This window comes from Brachymonas sp. KE5 (assembly GCF_057773645.1).
Genome location: NZ_CM173463.1, coordinates 1878949 through 1899333 on the forward strand (window position 1 = coordinate 1878949; position 20385 = coordinate 1899333).

The 20385-nt window shown below is 65.7% G+C and carries 19 protein-coding genes; 13 read left to right on the top strand and 6 right to left on the bottom strand.

What is annotated here, in order from left to right:
• The first annotated feature begins 82 nt into the window (after positions 1–82).
• The 4 genes from ACX36O_RS09035 to ACX36O_RS09050 all read left to right on the top strand — a co-directional run bounded on the left by ACX36O_RS09035 (position 83) and on the right by ACX36O_RS09050 (position 4730).
• On the top strand, positions 83–1180 hold the full coding sequence (locus ACX36O_RS09035) for an NAD(P)-dependent alcohol dehydrogenase (RefSeq protein ID WP_213361143.1): 1098 nt from the start codon (positions 83–85) through the stop codon (positions 1178–1180).
• Between the two features lie 300 nt (positions 1181–1480).
• On the top strand, positions 1481–1693 hold the full coding sequence (rpsU, locus tag ACX36O_RS09040; protein WP_091813978.1) for a 30S ribosomal protein S21: 213 nt from the start codon (positions 1481–1483) through the stop codon (positions 1691–1693).
• Between the two features lie 93 nt (positions 1694–1786).
• Positions 1787–2248: a GatB/YqeY domain-containing protein gene (locus ACX36O_RS09045; RefSeq protein WP_213361144.1), complete on the top strand. Its 462-nt coding sequence runs from the start codon at positions 1787–1789 to the stop codon at positions 2246–2248.
• Between the two features lie 325 nt (positions 2249–2573).
• Positions 2574–4730 (top strand): heavy metal translocating P-type ATPase, encoded by a 2157-nt coding sequence (locus ACX36O_RS09050; RefSeq protein ID WP_488360235.1) that lies wholly within the window; start codon positions 2574–2576, stop codon positions 4728–4730.
• Between the two features lie 99 nt (positions 4731–4829).
• On the opposite strand, the gene ACX36O_RS09055 is transcribed toward ACX36O_RS09050, so the two are convergent.
• Together ACX36O_RS09055 and pmbA are read right to left on the bottom strand one after the other, a co-directional pair.
• The gene (locus ACX36O_RS09055; RefSeq protein WP_213361146.1) at positions 4830–5255 is read right to left on the bottom strand and encodes a hypothetical protein; all 426 of its coding nucleotides are present in this window, start codon (positions 5253–5255) and stop codon (positions 4830–4832) included.
• A 1-nt stretch (position 5256) separates the two neighbouring features.
• The gene (gene pmbA / locus ACX36O_RS09060) at positions 5257–6663 is read right to left on the bottom strand and encodes a metalloprotease PmbA (RefSeq protein ID WP_213361148.1); all 1407 of its coding nucleotides are present in this window, start codon (positions 6661–6663) and stop codon (positions 5257–5259) included.
• A gap of 53 nt (positions 6664–6716) precedes the next feature.
• Between pmbA and yjgA the strand changes: the two genes are divergently transcribed.
• Both yjgA and ACX36O_RS09070 read left to right on the top strand, forming a co-directional pair.
• Positions 6717–7385, top strand: a complete 669-nt coding sequence (gene yjgA / locus ACX36O_RS09065) for a ribosome biogenesis factor YjgA (RefSeq protein ID WP_213361149.1) — start codon at positions 6717–6719, stop codon at positions 7383–7385.
• 131 nt (positions 7386–7516) lie between these two features.
• Complete coding sequence (locus ACX36O_RS09070; protein ID WP_213361150.1) at positions 7517–8836, top strand: FecR family protein; 1320 nt, start codon at positions 7517–7519, stop codon at positions 8834–8836.
• 71 nt (positions 8837–8907) lie between these two features.
• Here ACX36O_RS09070 and cysE read toward each other — a convergent pair whose 3' ends face one another.
• Positions 8908–9684, bottom strand: coding sequence for a serine O-acetyltransferase (gene cysE, locus ACX36O_RS09075; RefSeq protein ID WP_213361151.1), 777 nt, complete (start codon positions 9682–9684; stop codon positions 8908–8910).
• A gap of 37 nt (positions 9685–9721) precedes the next feature.
• Positions 9722–10570, bottom strand: a complete 849-nt coding sequence (locus ACX36O_RS09080) for an RNA methyltransferase (RefSeq protein WP_213362704.1) — start codon at positions 10568–10570, stop codon at positions 9722–9724.
• A 113-nt stretch (positions 10571–10683) separates the two neighbouring features.
• Between ACX36O_RS09080 and ACX36O_RS09085 the strand changes: the two genes are divergently transcribed.
• A complete protein-coding gene (locus ACX36O_RS09085; RefSeq protein ID WP_213361152.1) occupies positions 10684–11001 on the top strand; it encodes a hypothetical protein in 318 nt (105 codons plus the stop codon).
• A gap of 11 nt (positions 11002–11012) precedes the next feature.
• Here ACX36O_RS09085 and mutS read toward each other — a convergent pair whose 3' ends face one another.
• Together mutS and ACX36O_RS09095 are read right to left on the bottom strand one after the other, a co-directional pair.
• Positions 11013–13670 (bottom strand): DNA mismatch repair protein MutS, encoded by a 2658-nt coding sequence (gene mutS, locus ACX36O_RS09090; RefSeq protein ID WP_213361153.1) that lies wholly within the window; start codon positions 13668–13670, stop codon positions 11013–11015.
• A 162-nt stretch (positions 13671–13832) separates the two neighbouring features.
• Positions 13833–14777 carry a LysR family transcriptional regulator gene (locus ACX36O_RS09095; RefSeq protein WP_371687210.1) on the bottom strand — a complete coding sequence of 315 codons (945 nt, stop codon included), beginning with the start codon at positions 14775–14777 and terminating at the stop codon, positions 13833–13835.
• A 103-nt stretch (positions 14778–14880) separates the two neighbouring features.
• Between ACX36O_RS09095 and ACX36O_RS09100 the strand changes: the two genes are divergently transcribed.
• The 6 genes from ACX36O_RS09100 (at position 14881) to maiA (ending at position 20364) form a co-directional block, all read left to right on the top strand.
• Entirely contained in the window at positions 14881–15846 is a 966-nt protein-coding gene (locus tag ACX36O_RS09100; protein ID WP_213361157.1) for an MBL fold metallo-hydrolase, read from the top strand.
• A gap of 199 nt (positions 15847–16045) precedes the next feature.
• Positions 16046–17788, top strand: coding sequence for an FAD-dependent oxidoreductase (locus tag ACX36O_RS09105; RefSeq protein ID WP_213361158.1), 1743 nt, complete (start codon positions 16046–16048; stop codon positions 17786–17788).
• 16 nt (positions 17789–17804) lie between these two features.
• Entirely contained in the window at positions 17805–18059 is a 255-nt protein-coding gene (locus ACX36O_RS09110; RefSeq protein WP_213361159.1) for a DUF2783 domain-containing protein, read from the top strand.
• A 10-nt stretch (positions 18060–18069) separates the two neighbouring features.
• The gene (locus tag ACX36O_RS09115; protein ID WP_213361160.1) at positions 18070–18627 is read left to right on the top strand and encodes a VOC family protein; all 558 of its coding nucleotides are present in this window, start codon (positions 18070–18072) and stop codon (positions 18625–18627) included.
• Positions 18624–19637 carry a fumarylacetoacetate hydrolase family protein gene (locus tag ACX36O_RS09120; protein ID WP_213361161.1) on the top strand — a complete coding sequence of 338 codons (1014 nt, stop codon included), beginning with the start codon at positions 18624–18626 and terminating at the stop codon, positions 19635–19637. The genes ACX36O_RS09115 and ACX36O_RS09120 overlap by 4 nt, the downstream gene beginning before the upstream one ends.
• A gap of 76 nt (positions 19638–19713) precedes the next feature.
• Positions 19714–20364 (top strand): maleylacetoacetate isomerase, encoded by a 651-nt coding sequence (gene maiA, locus ACX36O_RS09125; RefSeq protein ID WP_213361162.1) that lies wholly within the window; start codon positions 19714–19716, stop codon positions 20362–20364.
• Positions 20365–20385: the final 21 nt, after the last annotated feature.

Here is a 20385-nt window from a genome sequence, read left to right on the forward strand (position 1 = left end):
TCATCCGCGTACGCTCGGCCGCCGTGGGGGGATGACCATGGCAGCCGTTCTTCGTCTTCATCCCTGAGTGAGGAGAGTTGCCATGCCTGCCATGATGAGAGCCGCTGTCTTTGTCGAGCCCGGACGTATCGAGCTTGCCGACAAGCCGATTCCCGACGTCGGACCCAACGATGCGCTGATCCGCATCACCACCACCACCATCTGCGGCACGGACGTGCACATCCTCAAGGGCGAGTACCCGGTGGAGAAAGGCCTGACGGTGGGCCATGAGCCGGTGGGCGTGATCGAGAAACTGGGCAGCGCCGTCAAGGGTTACCAGGAAGGCCAGCGCGTGATTGCCGGAGCCATCTGCCCGAACTTCAACTCCTACGCCGCACAGGATGGTGCGCCGTCGCAGGATGGCAGTTATCTGATTCCGAGCGGGCGTTGCGGCTGCCATGGCTACAAGCTGACGGCCGGCTGGCGCTTCGGCAACCTGATCGACGGCACCCAGGCCGAGTACGTGCTGGTGCCGGATGCCGAAGGCAACCTGGCGCCGATTCCGGACGGCCTGACCGACGAACAGGTGCTGATGTGCCCGGACATCATGTCCACCGGTTTCAAGGGCGCCGAGAATGCCAATATCCGCATCGGCGATACCGTGATCGTGTTTGCCCAGGGGCCGATCGGCCTGTGCGCCACGGCGGGCGCGAAGCTGCTGGGGGCCACCACCATCATCGCTGTGGATGGCAACGACGAGCGTCTGGCCGTATCGAAGAAGATGGGCGCCGACGTCACGCTGAACTTCAAGAACGTGGATGTGGTGAGCGAAGTGATGAAGCTGACCGGCGGCAAGGGCGTGGATGGTGCCATCGAGGCGCTGGGCACGCAGGCCACCTTCGAATCGGCTTTCCGCTGCCTGCGGCCGGGCGGCACGCTGTCGAGCCTCGGCGTGTATTCGACCGACCTGAAGATTCCGCTGGATGCCTTTGGCGCCGGCCTGGGTGACCACCGCATCAACACCGCGCTGTGCCCGGGCGGCAAGGAACGCATGCGCCGGCTGATGAACGTGGTGGCCTCGGAACGCGTGGACCTGGGGGTGCTGGTGACGCACCAGTACAAGCTCGATGACATCGTAGCGGCCTATGACCTGTTTGCAAACCAGCGCGATGGCGTGCTGAAGATCGCCATCACGCCGTAATCCGGTCCGGGGATATGCATGCGCTCCTGCGTGCGCCCGATATACGGGGAGCACGCAGGACGGTACCGGGCAGGCGCGCTGTGAACAAGGCCTGCCTGCCGTTGCCGTCGCCTTGAGACAACGCCACGCTTGGCACCTGCAAAATCACTTGCAGGCAGTAGGTTCTTTCGCTAAAATAATCGCCTTGCTGGCAAACCCCGTCGGCCTGATCAACTGTAGACGGGGACATTTTTTGTGGGCTGTCCCGCAGGCCCGATCTTCCTGCGGCAAACTCCTGCATCTTTCGGAAACCATTAGCTAATGACCACTATCCGCGTAAAAGAAAACGAGCCTTTTGAAGTTGCCCTGCGTCGCTTCAAGCGCACCATCGAAAAACTGGGCCTGCTGACCGACCTGCGTGCCCGCGAGTTCTACGAGAAGCCCACCGCCGAGCGCAAGCGCAAGAAAGCTGCTGCCGTCAAGCGCCACTACAAGCGCGTGCGCTCCATGCAGCTGCCCAAGAAACTGTACTAATCCTGCAGCTTCGGCACTGATCAAAACCCGCCTCGGGACGCCGACGCGGGTTTTTTGTTTCCCCTTTCACCCGATACACGAAGGAAATTTCCCATGTCCCTCAAAGCACAGATTACCGAAGACATGAAGACCGCCATGCGCGCCAAGGACATGGAGCGCCTGGGCACCATCCGCCTGCTGCAAGCCGCCATCAAGCAGCGCGAGGTGGACGAGCGCATCGAGCTGGACGACGCTGCCGTGGTGGGCGTGGTGGACAAGCTGATCAAGCAGCGCAAGGACAGCATCACCGCTTTCGAGCAGGCCGGCCGCCAGGATCTGGCCGACAAGGAAAAGGCCGAAATGGCCGTGTTGCAGGTGTACCTGCCGGAGCGCATGGGCGAGGCCGAGATTGCCGCTGCCGTGCAGGCGATTGCCGCGGCGTTCGAAGCCGAGCAGGGCCGCAAGCCGGGCGCGCCGGACATGGGCAAGATCATGGGCGCAGCCAAGGCACAGCTGGCCGGCAAGGCGGACATGGGTCAGGTGTCTGCAGCGGTGAAGGCGGTGCTGGCGGGCTGACGCCCGCCGCGGGCACGCGAAGCACCAGTGGCTCTGGGGTTACCGCATGCCTGCTCTGGAATTGCGCCCGGGGGCGCCGGATAATGGCGCCATGCAATCCAACCCCTCCTCCCGGGACGCGTGCTGTGCTGCGTCCGGACATGATGAGTCGCCTGCTTCGTGCTGTGGACCGGCGCCCGCGGCTGGCGCGACCACGGGATGCTGCACGCCGGAATCGGCAGCTCCCGCTGCCACGACGTGCTGCGGCTCCAGTTGTGCTGCCCCCCGTGAAGAATCCGCGCCCCTGCCTGCTGGCAGCTCCGGCACCTGGGTGCGCATCGCCAATATGGACTGCGCCACCGAGGAAGGCGAAATCCGCCGTGCGCTGGCCAGGCTGGACGGCATCCGCAGCCTGCAATTCCGCCTCGGTCAGCGCCAGCTGCTGATCGATGCCGATGCCCCGGTGCTTGAACAGGCGCTGGCCGCCATCCGCAAGGCCGGCTTCAATCCGGTGCCGCTTGCCGCGACGCCCGCAGCGGGCTCCGTGACGGCAGAGGCCTCCTGCCAGAGTTGCGACAGCGATCATGACGAGCACGACCATGTCCATGGGAATGCAGGTGACAGCGTGTGGAAACTCGGCCTTGCGCTGGCGCTGGCCATCGCCGCCGAGCTGCTGCATCTGTGGGGAGAAGACATGCCGATGGCGCGCTATGCCGGCATGGGCCTGGCAGTGGCGGCCATTGCCCTGTCGGGTTTTTCCACCTACCAGAAAGGGCTGGCAGCACTGCGCCATGGCCGGCTCAGCATCAATGCGCTGATGACGGTGGCCGTGACCGGGGCCTTCCTGATCGGGCAGTGGCCCGAGGCGGCGATGGTGATGGCGCTGTATGCCATCGCCGAGCTGCTGGAGGCACGCTCGGCCGCGCGTGCGCGCAATGCCATCGGGCAATTGCTGGAACTGGCTCCTGAACAGGCCGATGTGCTGCAGGCGGATGGCCAATGGCTGACGCTGCCGGTAGCGCAGATCCAGCCGGGTGCAGTGCTGCGCGTGAAGGCTGGCGAGCGCATTGCGCTCGATGGCGTGATCACTGCGGGGAACAGTGCCATCGACCAGTCTTCGGTGACGGGCGAGAGCATTCCGGTGGACAAGGGCACCGGGGATACCGTGTTTGCCGGCACCATCAACGGCACCGGCGTGCTGCAGATGCGCAGTACTTCGACGGCCGGCAATACGACGCTGGCGCGCATCATCCATGCCGTGGAAGAAGCGCAGCACACGCGGGCACCTACGCAAGGCTTCGTCGATCGCTTCGCGGCGGTCTATACGCCGCTGATCTTTGCGCTGGCCGTGGCGGTGGCGCTGGGCGGCCCGCTGCTGATGGGCTGGAGCTGGCTGGATGCCATTTACAAGGCCCTGGTGCTGCTGGTGATCGGCTGCCCCTGCGCACTGGTGATCGCGACGCCGGTGACCATCGTGAGTGCGCTGACGGCGGGTGCCCGCCGCGGTTTGCTGTTCAAGGGGGGCATCCATCTGGAGCAGGCTCGGCTGCTGAAGGCCGTGGCGCTGGACAAGACCGGCACGCTGACGCATGGCCGTCCGCAGCTGATCCATAGCGAGTGGTTTGTGGCGCCCGAGCGTGAAAGCGAAGTGCGCGCACTCGCCCTGGCGCTTGCGGGCGAATCCGACCATCCGGTGTCGCGTGCGATCGCAAGCGGCTTGCTGGCACGGGGGGCGCATCGTTATCCCGGCGTGCTTCAGCAGATCCATACCGTGCCCGGCCATGGGGTGCAGGCGCAGCAGCCAGAGGGAGAGGCGCTGCTGCTGGGACAGTCCGGCTGGATCGAGCAGCAGCATGGCGGCATGGATGCCGTGGTGCAGCAGGCCGTGACGCACCAGCTGGCCGAGGGCCGCACCGTGACGCTGCTGGCCAACAGGCATCAGGTGCTGGCGCTGTTTGCGGTGGCCGACCAATTGCGGGCGCAGGCCGCACAGGCCGTGGGCGAGCTGCAAGGGCTCGGCCTGCATACCGTGATGCTGAGTGGCGACCACCAGGTGACGGCCGATGCCATTGCGCATCAGGCCGGCCTGGCGCAGGCGCGTGGCAATCTGCTGCCGGAGCACAAGCTGGAGGCCATCCGCAGCCTGCAGCGCAGTCACGGCCCGACCGCCATGGTGGGCGATGGCATCAACGATGCACCGGCGCTGGCCAGTGCCGACATGGGGATTGCCATGGGCGGTGCCGGTACCGATATCGCCATGGAAGCCGCCGACGTGGTGGTGATGAACGACGACCTGCGCCGCGTGCCTGAGGCGATCCGCCTGTCACGCTACACGCATGAAGTGCTGTGGCAGAACATTGCGCTGGCCCTGGGCATCAAGTTCGTGGTGTTCGTGCTGGCGCTGATGGGCCATGCCAGCATGTGGATGGCGGTGTTTGCCGATATGGGGGCCAGCCTGATCGTGGTGTTCAACGGGCTGCGGCTGCTGCGCTGGCGACAATGAGCTGGTGAAGATGGTGCCAGCCGGCAAGCGCTGGATGCTGATGGCTACGCAAAGTGCACAGGGCAAACGCCCTGACGCCCTGCTCCTAGCGCCCTGCTCCTAGCGCCCTGCTGCCGGCGGCTGCCGGAACCACTGCCAGACCCAGAACGCCAGGAACAGCACCAGCCACAGGCCGCCGAAGGTCATGGCATTGGGTGGCAGTGCCACCAGCGGCGCGCCACAGCTGAGCGCCTCGCGGTTCTGCAGGGCCAGCTTGAGCAGGATGGGAAAAGGCATGATGGAGATGCTCTCGCAGGCGACGATGGCCGGCGAGAACAGCGCCGCGATCAGACCGGAGCGCAGCAGCGAACGCCACACCGGCCGCCAGCCCGCCGTCAGCAGCCACACCAACGCCACGGCCAGCAGCCCTGCAGCCAGCCAGGCCCAGAGCAGCGGGGAATGCGTCCACCGCCCGTCGGCCAGATGGAAGGCCCAGTCGGGGGCGTGGCCCTCGGCCAGTACCAGCGCGTCCTGAGCGTTTGCCATGTCAGCTTCCTGCCACTTTCATGCGGTTGATCAGCACCGAGCCCGTGGTCTTGGCGCCCATGGTGTAAATATCGGAGCCGATGGCCTCGATGCCCATGAACATGTCCCTGAGGTTGCCGGCGATGGTGATTTCCTGCACCGGGAACTGGATCTGGCCGTTTTCCACCCAGAAGCCGCTGGCGCCGCGCGAGTAGTCGCCGGTGACGAGGTTGACGCCCTGCCCCATCAGTTCGATCACGAACAGGCCGGTGCCGAGCTTGCGCAGCATCGCATCGAGGTCGTCCTGTGCCTGGGTGAGCGTGCTGGTGAATGTCAGGTTGTGGCTGCCACCGGCGTTGCCGGTGGTGCGCATGCCGAGCTTGCGGGCGGTGTAGGCGCTGAGGAAGTAGCCCTGCACCTTGCCGTCTTCCACGACGTCGCGCGCCTGTTCGCGCACGCCTTCGTCATCGAACGGGCTGCTGCCCTTGCCGCCGATGATGAAGGGATCTTCGCGCATCCGGATATGTTTGGGGAATACCTGCTTGCCCAGGCTGTCGAGCAGGAAACTGCTCTTGCGGTAGAGCGAACCACCGCTGACGGCGTGCACGAAGCTGCCCATCAGGCCGGCGGCCAGCGGTGCCTCGAACAGCACCGGGCATTCGGTGGTCGGGATCTTGCGTGCGTGCAGGCGGCTCAGCGCGCGTTCGGCGGCGTAGCGGCCGATTTTCTTCGGGTCGGCCAGATCGGCCGGATTGCGCATGGAGCTGTACCAGTAGTCGCGCTGCATCTCGTCGCCGTGGCCGGCGATGGGAGCCACGGAAATCGAATGGCGCGAACTGGCGTAGCCGCCGCGGAAGCCGTGCGTGTGGGCACTGAAGAAGTGGCTCTGCTGCGCCGAGACGCTGGCGCCCTCGCTGTTGGTGATGCGCGCATCGCAATCGAGCGCGGCAGCCTCGCAGCGCAGCGCCAGGCGGGCCGCGCGGTCGCTGTCGATGGCCCAGGGATGGAACAGCTCCAGCTCGCGCGGTGTGGTTTCCACATCACGGTCGTCCGGCAGGCCGGCAGCCGGGTCCTGGGCGGTGTAGCGGGCCACGTCGTAGGCAGCCTGCACCGTCTGCTCGATCGCCTTGCGGGAAAAGTCGGACGTGCTGGCATTGCCGCGCTGGTGGCCGATATAGACCGTCACACCCAGCGATTTGTCGCGGTTGCGCTCGACGTTTTCCAGCTCGCCCTGCCGCACCGACACGGACAGGCCGCAGCCTTCGGAGGCTTCGGCGCCGGCGTCGGTTGCGCCCAGTTTTTTCGCATGGGCAATGGCGCTATCGACCAGTTCCTCGAAGAAGGCGCGGCTGTAGGCGAAGCCGGTGAGCGGCTGATCGGCCGCAGAGGCCTGCTCGGGGGCAGCGGATCGGGGGGCTGTCTTTTTCATAGGACAAGTATGATACTTGCCTATTTCCTTCCCCAAGAATTTTACGGACACCCATGTCACGCAAACCCAAACGCGGTTACTACGTCAAAGGCCATTTTGTGCACGAAGGCAGCGAGCTCGATCTGGAGCTCAAGCGCCAGGCCAAGGGCGACACCGACATCAGCAAGAGCGACCTGAAGCGCGAGAGCGAAGCCCTGCAGGAACTGGGCGAGGAGCTGCTCACGCTGCGCTCCGACCTGATGGCTCCGCTGGAGCTGCCGGACAAGCTGCTGGAGGCGCTGGCCGATGCCAGACGCATCAGCAACTTCGAAGGCAGGCGCCGCCAGATGCAATTCATCGGCAAGCTGATGCGCAAGCTGGATGACGAGGTCATCGAGGCGATCCGCGCGGCCCTGCAGGTGCAGCGCGATGGCAGCGCCAGCGAACTGGCGGCATTGCATCAGGCCGAGCACTGGCGCGAGCGCCTGCTGGCCGAGGACGGCGGCGATGCGGCACTGACGGAGTGGCTGCAGCAGTACCCGGCTACCGATATCCAGCAACTGCGCGCCCTCATCCGTCAGGCGCGCAAGGATGCGCAGGCGGCACCCAAGGAGCAAGCCGGTGCGGCACAGCGCCATGGCCGTGCCTATCGTGAACTTTTCCAGCTGGTGAAGGTCGAATTGCTGCATGCCAACTCTGCGGTCGCTCCGGCGGCAGAGCCGGATGACTCCGAACCCGATTGAAGCCCGTTGGCGTTACGGCTTGTTGGAAGAACCACAGTGGTACCACCGCCCCGTGCGTCAATCCGCTAGTGTTGCCCTCCTGTTTTTTCTACAATGGTTAGCCCTCCGCGACCCATGAACCCCGTCTGAACATGCCTGTATTCGCCCAGTCCACCCCTACTTTCGCTGCCCGGCAGCTCGCCGTGCTGTGCCTGGCCGGTGGCGCGCTGCTGGCCGGTGCGCCGGGCATGGCCGCTCCGGACACGGCGGCTCCTGCTGCCTCGCCGGCCCTGACGGCGCCGCTCACGCAGTTGCGTTTCCGCACCACGCAGGCCCATCTCACCCACACCGTGGGCGATGTGAAAGTGAACGGGCAGCCGGTGCATGCCGGCGTGCGCCTGGAGGAAAGTGCGCGCATCAGCACCGGCGAATACAGCTCGGCCGTGCTGGTGCTGGCCGATGGTTCGCAGGTGAAGCTGATGCCGCGCACCATTGCCGACATCACGCTGAACCGCTATTACATCGCCCCGGACCAGCACGGCAGTGGCCGCATGATGGACTGGTTCGCAGCCAAGATGCGTCTGGTACAGGGTGCGCTGGAGGCGGCGGTGAACAAGGTGGCGCCGCGTGCCAAGCCGCTGGAGGTGGAAACCACCACCTCGCTGATCGGCGTGCGCGGCACGCGCTTCCGTGTGGCCGCAGCCGATTCCACGGCCCGCCAGGACCGTGCCGAGGTGCTGCAGGGCGTGGTGAACAATGAAAACACCTGGAAGCGCTCGGCCATCCTGCTGCAACAGGGCCAGGGCGCTGCGGTGGATCCGAACCGTGCAGACATCACTGCCGTGCCGCTGCTGCCACCCGCCCAGCTTGGCACCACGGTTGAAACCCTGATGCAGCCCAATGCAATCTGGACCTTCCCGGCAGTGCCGGGGGCAAGCGCCTATCGCGTGATTGCCTCCAGCGATGCGCAGTTCGAGAGCGTGCACCTGAGCGACAAGCTGGCAGGCACGGCGGTCAATCTCAATGGGCTGTCTCCGGGTACCTGGCATGTACGCGTGCGTGGAGTGGATGCCTTCGGTCTGGAAGGGCAGGATGCCGATACGCGGGTCGTGGTGCGTGCGCCCGAATCGCTGCTGCTGCATCCCTCGCTGTTCCTGCAGCCGTCCGGACTGACGCTGCGCTGGACTGCGGTGAATTTCCGGCAGGCGAAACAGGCGCCGAAGGCCCCCAATACGGTCGATGCGGCGGTATTTGCCGATGCCGGCCTGTCCCGCCCGATGGGTGCTGGCCATTCCGACGGCGCTGGCGAACTGGCGTTGCCTGCCATGGGCCCCGGCACCTACTACCTGCGGGTGACGGCCCGCAACCCGGAACTGGCCCAGCCGGAGCAGCAGACCTACCGCATCCTGGTACCGGCCAATGTCGGCAGCCTGCCCTACCATGTGCTGCTGGAGCGGATGCCGGCGTCCTGATCGCCGTCGCGCCTCCATACAGAAAAGCCAGCGTGCTCACGCTGGCTTTTTCGTATGGGAGGGAAGCGGTCTTACTTGCCGAGCAGATCGTTGAGGCGCTGTACGTCGGAAGGCTGATCCTCGATGGCCGCCTCGTCCGGCAGGCAATCGCTTTCCTTGAGCTGCGTGGCCAGTTTTTCGACCGTCTGCCACAGCAGCGCGATCTGGTGTTCCTGGCTGGCCGCGCTGTCGATCAGGCCACGCATGGCCAGGCTGTAGGGGTCGTCGCTCTGCGTGACGCCATAGGCCGAGAAGCCCATTTGCGAAGCGGCTGCCTCGCGCTTGGCATCATCATCGGCCTGGATGATGCGGGCCGGGTTGCCGACGGCTGTGGCACCGGCCGGAACCGGCTTGGTGACCACCGCACCGGAACCCACCTTGGCGCCAGTGCCGACCGTGAAGCCGCCCAGGATACAGGCATGGGCGCCGACGATCACGCCCTCTTCCAGAGTGGGGTGGCGCTTGACGCCCTTGGCCAGCGAGGTGCCGCCCAGCGTCACGCCCTGGTAGATGGTGCAGCCATCACCGACTTCGGCCATTTCTCCGATCACCACGCCCATGCCGTGGTCGATGAAGACGCGGTCGCCGATCCTGGCGCCGGGGTGGATCTCGATGCCCGTGAGCCAGCGCCCCCAGTGCGAGATCCAGCGCGCCAGCCAGGTCCAGCCGCTGCTCCAGCAGCTGTGGGCCAAGCGATGCAGGATCAGGGCATGGAAGCCCGGATAGGAAAACACCACGTCCCATTTGCTGCGCGCAGCGGGATCGCGTTCGAGAATGCACTGGATGTCGGACCGGATACGGGAAAACATGAAACTAGTGTACTTGCAGCCGGTGCACCCACCGGGCTCAGGGTTTTGGAATGGCGGCGGTTTTCTGCATGGCACGCGCAATGCCGCGCAGGATGTGGATTTCTTCCTGGCGCAGCTCGGCGCGGTGGAACAGCTGCTGCAGGCGCGGCATGAGCTTCCTGGGCGCTTGCGGATCGAGGTAGCCGATCTGCACCAGCGCCTGCTCCCAGTGGGCCAGCATGCCTTCGACGTCGGCGGCATCGGCGCGCTGCTCCGGGCTGGACACGGCCGGCAGCGGGCTGGCAAAACCGCCCAGGGCCATGCGCAGCTCGTAGGCCAGCACCTGCGCAGCTGCAGCCAGGTTGAGCGAGCCATAGTCCGGATTGGTGGGAATGCTCAGGCAGGCGTGGCAGCGATAGACCTCCTCGTTGCGCATGCCGTAGCGTTCGCTGCCGAACACCAGCCCCAGGCTGCGTACGGGCAGTATCCGGCTCGTGGCTGGTGCCGGCCCGGCCTGGGCCGCAGCGGCAGCGCCGGCATCTGCGTCCGGCGGCTTGTCCACCATGCTGGCGCTGTGGGGAGCAGAGCTTCGGCCCCGGCTGACCAACTGCGCGAAATGCGTGCGCGGCTCGACGGTGGGCGGTCCGAAATCACGCGGCGTCATGGCAGTGGCGCACAGGTAGTCGATGCCCTGGACGGCCTCTTCCCAGCTCTGCACGCTGCGCGCCTTGCGCAGCACGTCATCGGCACCGCTGGCGCGCTCGATCGCCTCCTCGCGCTGCAGCACGTCATGCCAGCGCGGCTGCACCAGCACCAGGTCGTCAAAGCCCATCACCTTCATGGCGCGCGCGACGGCACCGACATTGCCGGCGTGGCTGGTCTGCAGCAGGATGAAGCGGACGTGCATGGAAAGAATCAGGTCGGCGCCAATGGCCGTTGGGTCAGCAAGGTTGATGCCCGTCATGGGCAGGGGGAAGGGAGATATTCTAGACTGCCCGCATCGCCACTGAAGGAATTGTCATGTCCGAGACCTCCCGCCACAGGCCCGAAGGCCCCGAACCCAACCCCTCTCCGTGGTGGCGCGCCACCCTGATCGCCACCTTTGTCTGGCTGTGCGTGGCCTACCTGATCGGCAACCGGTGCGGCGGCATGGGGCTGATCGGCCCTTGCAAGATGGTGATGTACGAATCCCCCCTGACCGCCTACATGGGCATTGCCTGGGTGGCGATGGCCATTTTCTTCATCCCGATCCTGGCGCTGGTGGCGCTGGTCAAAACCTACCAGCGCGCGGTACGGCCACTGCCGCCGGAGCGGCTGGAGGCCCCGCAGGAACGCTGAACCGGACTTGGTTACGGCAGCAGTCCCTTGAGCGCATAGAGCGCATCCAGCGCTTCGCGTGGCGTCATGGCGTCCGGGTCGAGCCGGGCCAGTTCGTGCTCGATGGCGCTGGGCACCGGCTCCGGCTCGGCTGCAGGCAGCGGCGGAGCTGCGAACAGATCGATCTGGGCGCGGCTTTCCAGCTGCTGGCTTTCCAGCGCCTGCAGCGCATGGCGTGCGTGGTGGATCACGGCCGCCGGCATGCCGGCCAGGCGCGCCACCTGGATGCCGTAGCTGCGGCTGGCCGGACCCGGCTCGATGGCATGCAGGAAGACGATGTCATGTCCTGCTTCGGCCGCACTCACGTGCACGTTGACGGCGGCGTGCTGCTGCTTGGGAAACTCGGTGAGCTCGAAATAGTGCGTGGCGAACAGCGTCAGCGCCTGCGTCTTGTCGTGCAGGTGTGCCGCAATGCCGCCCGCCAGCGCCAGACCGTCGAAGGTGCTGGTGCCGCGGCCGATTTCGTCCATCAGCACCAGGCTGTGCGGCGTGGCGCCGTGCAGGATCTGCGCGGCTTCGGTCATCTCCAGCATGAAAGTGGATTGGGCGTTGGCCAGGTCATCCGCCGCGCCGATGCGGGTGAGGATGGCATCGATCGGGCCGACGCGGCAACTGCTGGCGGGCACGTAGCTGCCCATGCTGGCGAGCAGCACGATCAGCGCCACCTGGCGCATGTAGGTGGATTTGCCGCCCATGTTGGGGCCCGTGATGATCTGCATGCGCTGCCTGGGGTTGAGCAGCGTGTCGTTGGCGATGAAGCTGGCGCCGGTGGTTTCCATCAGGCGCGATTGCACCACGGGGTGGCGACCGGCACTGATCTCGATGCAGGGCTCGATGGCGAAAGTGGGCGCGCACCAATCGAGGGCCAGGCTGCGCTCGGCGAGGGCGCACAGGGCATCGAGGGTGGCCAGGGCGGTTGCCAGCGTCTGCAACTGACCGACATGCGGCTGCAGCGATTCGATCAGCTGCTCGTACAGCCATTTCTCGCGCGCCAGGGCACGGTCCTGGGCCGACAGTGCCTTGTCCTCGAAGGCCTTGAGTTCGGGCGTGATGAAGCGTTCGGCGTTCTTGAGCGTCTGGCGGCGCTGGTAATCGGACGGCACCTTGTCGAGCTGGCCGGTGGTGACCTCGATGTAGAAGCCATGCACCCGGTTGTACTGCACGCGCAGGTTGGCGATGCCGGAACGCTCGCGCTCGCGCGCCTCCAGCGCCAGCAGGAATTCGGCGCTATGGGTCTGGATGCCGCGCAGCTCGTCGAGATCGGCATCGAAGCCGTCGGCGATGACGCCGCCATCGCGGATGTTGACGGCGGGGTCGGGTTGCAGCGTGGTTTGCAGCAGGCGCAGCACCTCGGCGGGCGGCTGCAGCTGGCTGGCGATGACAGGCAGCAGACCATCGCACTCCTCGCCCAACACCTGCTGCAAGCGGTTGCGCAGGCCTTCGGCCTGGCCCAATGTGCGCAGCAGGCCGGCCAGTTCGCGCGGCTTGCTCTGGCGCAGCGCCAGGCGTGCGCTGATACGCTCCACGTCGCTGATGCCATGCAGCGCGGCGCGCAAATCCTTCAGGCCGCGTTCGCGCAGCAGGCCGATGGCCTGCAGGCGCTGCTGCGCCGCAGTGCGGGCGCGCTCGGGGTGCAGCAGCCAGTGTTTGAGCGCGCGGCTGCCCATGCCGCTTTCACAGGTGTCGAGCAGGCTGAACAGCGTCGGGCTGGTTTCGCCGCGCAGCGTCTGCGTCAGCTCCAGATTGCGCTGGGTGGTGAGCGGCAGATTGATCAGCGAATCGTCGCGCTGCACCTGCAGGCTGTGCAGGTGTGTGACGGCGCGGCCCTGGGTGTGCTCGGCGTAGGCCAGCAGCGCGGCGGCGGCGGCGTGCGCCTGCGGCACGTCATCGGCCTGCCAGGCGTTGAGGTTGGGGCTGCGCAGCTGCTCGGTCAGCTTGCGAAGGCCGAGGCTGCTGTCAAAGGTGAAGCCGGGGCGTTCGGTGATGATGAAGCGCTGCATGGCGCCGTGCTGCTGCCATTGCTGCAGTTGGGCGCGCTGCGTGGTGCCGATGTCGGCGCTGTAGAGCACCTCGGCGGGCTGGATGCGGCTGATCCAGGCCTCGATTTGCTCAGGCGCGCATTCGACCAGCACCATGCGGCCCTGCGTCAGACTCATCCAGGCCAGACCGGCGTTGCCCGAAGCACCCCTGCCCGTGCGTTGCGGCAGATGCAGGGCCAGCAGCATGGCTTCGGTCTTGTCGCCCAGCAGTTCGATATCGGTCAGCGTTCCCGGCGTGACCACGCGCACCACCTTGCGCTCCACCGGACCCTTGGACGCCCCCACTTCACCCACCTGTTCGCCGATGGCGACCGACTCGCCCATCTGGATCAGCTTGGCCAGGTAGCTGTCCACCGCATGCACCGGTACGCCCGCCATGGTGACCGGCTGGCCGGCCGACTGGCCGCGCGTGGTCAGCGTGATGCCCAGCAGGCGCGCGGCCTTGGTGGCGTCTTCGTAGAACAGCTCGTAGAAGTCGCCCATGCGGTAGAACAGCAGCGTGGTCGGGTGCGCTTCCTTCATCTGAAGGTATTGCGCCATCATGGGCGTGTGGCCTGGCAGGTCGGAGCGTGGGGTGGAGGTGGCACTCATGCGGAAACTGGCAATGAAGGCCTCTTGCAGGGCGAGGTCAGTTTGACGCGCTCGCTTGCTTGGCCTGAAGGTCTGAGTCCTGCATTGTAGGATGCTGCCTTGCCGCAGGCAGGGTGCAGTTTCCGGCCTTCATGCGGGGGCACTTCGCACCCGGGCAAGGCCTCAGCGCCTCGACCCCACCCTCTGCGCCTCGCGCAAAGCCCGCGCGAACGGCCGGTGCTGCTCCAGCTCCTCGCAGATGTAGTCATGAAAACGCTGCGCCGCCGGAGACAGCGTGCGCCCGCGCCGCCGGAAGATGTAGAAACCGCGCAGCACCACCGGATCGACGACCGGGCGCAACACGAGGCCGTATTGCTGCACCATCTCTGCCGCATAGGGAATGCAGATGGTCAACCCCAGTCCCGCCGCCACCATGCTGAGCGCCGTGGACATGAAAGCCACCTCGTTCGCCGGCTCCAGCGTCACGCTGCGGCGTGCCGCGCCCAGATCGGTGGCCAGACGCTCGGTGAACTGCCCCTGCAGCGTGATCAGCGGATCGCCGGCCAGATCGGCCCAGCGCAACGCGCGCTGGCAAGCGAGCCGGTGATCCGCGGGCAAGGCCGCCATGAAGGGCAGCTCGAACAACTGGGTTGCCTCGATATCCGAATTGGGTGCCCGCTCCGGGCCCAGGCCGAAATCCACCTCCCCGGCAAACACGCGGTTGATCACCTGCTCCACCAGCGTATCCACCAGCCGCAATTGCACCTGCGGATGATCGTGGCGGAAGGATGCCATCAGCCCCGGCATCAGCGTGCAGGCCATCAACTGCGGCACCGCGACCCGCACCAGCCCGCGCTGCAGCGCCTTGAGCTTGCCCACCTCGTCGATCACGCCATCGAGATCGAGCAGAATCTTCTCGATATGCGTCACCAGGTCGCTGCCGGCGTCGGACAGCTGCAGCCGCCGCGTGCTGCGGTCGAACAGGCGCAGCCCGAGCGCCTGCTCCAGCTCCTTGATCAGCCCGCTCAGCGCCGACTGGGTGATGAACAGGCTTTCAGCCGCAAGCGTGAAGCTGCCGGTGCGCGCCACGGCCACGAAGGCGCGCAATTGCCGCAGGGTGACATTCATCAGTTAATCCGATAAATACATGGATAAATACTGCTTGCATGATAAATCCCTTTGGCCTTTAATCACACCCAAGGCCCCGCCATCCACCCCCACGGAGACAACCATGAGCGAGAAGAAGTTTGCATCCCAGGCCGACCTGGAAGAAAAGCAGATCAGCTGGGACAAGCTGAGCGACAACGCCTATGCCTACACGGCGGAGGGCGATCCGAATACCGGCGTCATCATCGGCGATGACGGCGTGATGATCATCGATGCCACCGCCACGCCGGTAGCGGCCCAGGGCGTGATCAAAAAGATCCGCGAGATCACCGATCTGCCGATCAAGTACGTGGTGCTGACCCACTACCACGCCGTGCGCGTGCTGGGCGCCAGCGGCTACAAGAGCGAAGGTCTGGAGCAGATCATCGCCAGCCAGGACACCTGGGACCTGATCGTGGAGCGCGGCCAGCAGGACATGGATTCGGAAATCGGCCGCTTCCCGCGCCTGTTCCAGGCTGTGGAAAGCGTGCCCGGCCTGACCTGGCCGACGCTGGTGTTCAACGGCGAAATGACGCTGTGGATGGGCAAGCTGGAAGTGAAGATCAAGCAGGTGGGCCGTGGCCATACCAAGGGCGACACCATTGTCTACCTGCCGTCGCAGAATATCTGCTTCTCGGGCGACCTGGTCGAGGCCGATGCCGCCTGCTATACCGGCGATGCCTATCTGGCCGACTGGCCGCAGACGCTGGACAACCTGGCTGCGATGAACTTCGACAAGCTGGTGCCCGGTCGCGGCCCGGCGCTGATGGATCCTGCTGCGGTGCAGAAAGGCCTGGCCTATACGCGCGATTTCGTCAGCACGCTGTACCAGAGCGCGCAGGAAGCCGTGGCCCAGGGCATGGATCTGAAGGCCACCATGGCGCACACGCGCAAGGCGATGGATCCGAAGTTCGGCCAGGTGTTCATCTACGAGCACTGCCTGCCGTTCGACGTGACGCGCGCCCATGACGAAGCCAGCGGCATCCGCGATCCGCGCATCTGGACCGCCGAGCGCGACCAGCAGATGTGGCACGCGCTGCAGCAGGAGTGAGCAGCGACTGAAGCGCCAAACGGTCAGCCGTCACGGTCTGGCCGCGCATGAACAGCTCAACACCTCTCGGGCGCCTTGCCGGAACTTGAGAGGGATATTCAGGAGCGCCATAGCGGCGCACCACCCCCTTTCCCCAACAGGGCACGCAGCAACAGACTGCTCACGGCATCGACCGACTAGCCCGTCCGGAGACAACATCATGCTCAGTACCTACCAGTACCAGAAGTTCCCCTACGTCCAGCCGCCGGAGATCGCCGACAAGCGCCCCGGCCACTACCCGGTCGTCGTCGTGGGCGCCGGCCCGGTGGGCCTGTCCGCTGCCATCGACCTGGCTTCGCAAGGCCATGCGGTGGTTGTGCTCGACAATGACGACACTGTCTCGATCGGTTCGCGCGGCGTGTGCTATGCCAAGCGCGCGCTCGAAGTGCTCGACCGCATGGGCTGCGGCGAGGATTTCGTGGACAAGGGCGTTTCGTGGAATGTGGGCCGCACCTTCTTCCGCGAGGACGAGGTGTTCAACTTCAACCTGCGTCCGCAGGACGACCACAACCGTCCCGGCATGATCAACCTGCAGCAGTACTACCTGGAAGAGTATCTGCTCAAGCGCGCCCGCGAACTGCCCAACCTCGAGATCCGCTTCAGGAACAACGTGATCAGCGTGCTGCAGGACGAGGACAAGGCCACGATCCGCGTCGAAACGCCGGACGGCCCCTACTCCCTCACCGCCGACTGGCTGATCGCCTGTGACGGTGCCCGCAGCCCGATCCGCACCATGCTGGGGCTGGACATCGACGGCAAAATCTTCATGGACCGCTTCCTGATCGCCGACGTGGTGATGAAGGCCGAATACCCCGCCGAGCGCTGGTTCTGGTTCGATCCGCCTTTTCACCGCAACCAGTCGGTGTTGCTGCACCGTCAGGCTGACAACGTCTGGCGCATCGACTTCCAGCTCGGCTGGCAGGCTGATCCCGAAGAGGAAAAAAAGCCGGAAAACGTGATTCCGCGTATCCGCGCCATGCTGGGCGATGAACGCGAGTTCGAGCTGGAATGGGTGAGCGTCTATACCTTCCAGTGCCGCCGCATGGGCCGCTTCAACCACGGCCGCGTGCTGTTTGCCGGTGATTCGGCGCACCAGGTGTCGCCCTTCGGCGCCCGCGGTGCCAACTCGGGCATCCAGGACACCGACAACCTGGTGTGGAAACTCAAGCTGGTGCTGGAAGGCAAAGCCCCGGCCAGCCTGCTCGACAGCTACAGCGACGAGCGCGGCTACGCGGCGGACGAGAACATCCTCAATTCGACCCGCTCCACCGATTTCATCACGCCCAAGAGCAAGACCAGCACCACTTTCCGCAATGCGGTGCTGGAGCTGGCCGGTGACTATCCGTTTGCGCGTGCGCTGGTCAACTCAGGCCGCCTGTCGGTGCCGAGCTATCTGACCACCTCCGGCCTGAATACCCCGGACAGTGACAGCTTTGCAGGCAATATGGTGCCCGGCGCGCCGATGGATGATGCACCTGTTGCATGCGCCACTCTGCAAACGTCATCTGGCCGCACCAACGGCGCGAGCCATTCCGAGGGGGCCGGCAACGCCCCATCCTCGGGCGGCCAGCGCCCCTGGCTGCTGCAGCACTGCGGCAACCGTTTCCAGCTGCTGCACTACATCGAAGACGCTTCTGCCCTCGATGCCGCCACCGCACAGGCACTCTCTGCGCTGGAGCAGGGCAGCATACCGGTTGAACCCCTGATCATCGCCCAGCGCGGCAGCGCCGCCGCCGGCCTCGCCACCCTGATCGACAGCAAGCAGCGCATCCGCGAACGCTACGACCTGCAGCCCGGCACCAGCTACCTGCTGCGCCCCGACCAGCACGTCGCCGCCCGCTGGCGCCAGTTCGACGCCGACAAGGTCCGCGTCGCCCTAGCCCGTGCCACCGGCAACGCCTGATCCGAAGGAGACATCCATGCCCCTGAACACGCAACCCAACTTCTCCGAGCAAGGCAAGCGCTATTTCCAGCTGTTCTCGCCCGGCGACGACTTCTACGAAGCCCTGATCGACATGCACCGCGACCTGAGCGACGAGCAGAGCGCCATGGTCAACGCCCGCCTGATCCTGCTGCTGGCCAACCATATCGGCGACATCGGCACCCTGCGCGAAGCCATGGCGATCGCGCGCAACATCACCCCATCCCCCACCCCCGCTGCTGCGCAGCTCTAAGGAGAACGCCATGAGCCTGATCCGCAAAATCCACCATGTGGCCTACCGCTGCAAGGATGCCAAAGAGACCGTCGAATGGTACGTCAAGCACCTGAAGATGGACTTCGTGCTCGCCATCGCCGAAGACGAGGTCCCGTCCACCAAGGCGGCCGACCCGTACATGCACGTGTTCCTGGATGCCGGCAACGGCAACATCCTGGCCTTTTTCGAGCTGCCTACCTGCGCCCCCATGGGTCGCGACGAAAACACCCCCACCTGGACGCAGCATCTGGCGCTGGAAGTCGACTCCGTCGAGACCATGCTGCAGACCAAGGCAGAGCTGGAGGCCGCCGGCATCGAGGTGGTGGGCCCGACCGACCACACGCTGTTCCAGTCGATCTACTTCTTCGATCCCAACGGTCACCGTCTGGAACTGGCCGCCAACACCGCCACGCCCGAGATGAACGCAAAGCTCGACGCCGTGAAGTGGGAGATGCTGAACGAGTGGGCCGAAACCAAGCGCGCTCCGCACCACGCCCGCTGGATGCATGATGGCAGCTATGCCTACGACAAAAGGACCCAAGCATGAAACTCGCCACCCTCAAGCAAGGCGGCCGTGACGGCACGCTCGTCGTCGTCAGCCGCGACCTGACGCGCTACCGCTCCGTCCCTGCCATCGCGCGTACCTTGCAAGCCGCGCTGGACGACTGGGCCAGCATCGAGCCCCAGCTGCGCCAGACCTACGAAGCGCTGAACAGCGGCACCATCGAGGGCGAACCCTTCGACGAGGCCGCCTGCCACTCCCCGCTGCCGCGCGCCTACCAGTGGGCTGACGGCTCGGCCTACATCAACCATGTGGAGCTGGTGCGCAAGGCACGCAATGCCGAGGTGCCGCAGTCCTTCTACAGCGATCCGCTGATGTACCAGGGCGGCTCCGACGGCTTCGTCGGCCCGCGCGACAAGGTCATCGCCAAGCCCGAATGGGGCATCGATTTCGAGGCCGAAGTCACGGTCGTGACCGGTGACGTGGCCCAGGGCGCCACGCCGCAGGAAGCCGCCAGCGCCATCCGCCTGATCATGCTGGTCAACGATGTGTCGCTGCGCAACCTGATCCCGAACGAACTGGCCAAGGGCTTCGGCTTTTTCCAGAGCAAGCCGGCCAGCGCGTTCAGCCCGGTGGCCGTCACGCCGGACGAACTGGGCGATGCCTGGAAGGATGCCAAGGTGCACCTGCCGCTACTGGTGCACCTGAACGGCAAGCTGTTCGGCCAGCCCAACGCTGGCCAGGACATGACCTTCGATTTCGGCCAGCTGGTAGCCCATGTGGCCAAGACGCGCACCCTGTGCGCGGGCAGCATCATCGGCTCCGGCACCGTGTCGAACAAGCAGGACAGCCTGTGGGGCTCGACCGTGGACAACGGCGGCGTAGGCTACTGCTGCCTGGCCGAAGTGCGCACCTACGAGACCATCGAGCAGGGCAAGCCGGCTACGCCCTTCATGGACCACGGCGACGTGGTGCGCATCGAGATGTTCGATGCCCAGGGGCAGAACATCTTCGGAACCATAGAGAACACGGTCGATACGGCAACCGCCCGCTGACCGACCCATTCGCCATCATCGTCCGTGCGCACTCCGGTGTTTGCGGACGCACCGCTTTACCCCGCAGCTCCTCACCATGCCCAAGCTTTACACCTACTTCCGCAGCTCGGCAGCCTACCGCGTGCGCATCGCGCTCGCGCTGAAAGGCGTGGCCCACGAGGCCATTCGGGTGCATCTGGCACGCAACGGCGGCGAGCAGCACAGCCCGGCCTACCGCGACAAGAACCCGCAAGGCCTGGTACCCGCCTTCGAACTCGACGAAGGCACCGTGCTCACGCAGTCGCTCGCCATCATCGAGTATCTGGACGAAACCCAGCCCGGCCCTGCCCTGCTGCCCGCGGATGCTGTCGGCCGCGCCCGCGTGCGCGCCATCGCACAGGGCATTGCCTGCGACATTCACCCGATCAACAACCTGCGCGTATTGCAGTACCTGGGCGGCCAGCTGGGTGCCACGCAGGAGCAGAAGGACGCCTGGTACCACCACTGGATCGCCACCGGCCTGCAGGGCCTGGAAGCCATGCTGGCCGGCCACCCCGACACCGACCGCTTCTGCCATGGCGACACGCCCACGCTCGCCGACTGCTGCCTGGTACCACAGCTGTTCAATGCGCGGCGTTTCAATTGCCCGCTGGACGCCTACCCGACCCTGCTGCGCATCGACGCGGCGTGTGCGGAACTGCCCGCCTTCCAGCAGGCTGCACCCGGAGCACAAGCCGACGCCGAGTGAGCAGCGGCTGTTACCAGCAGC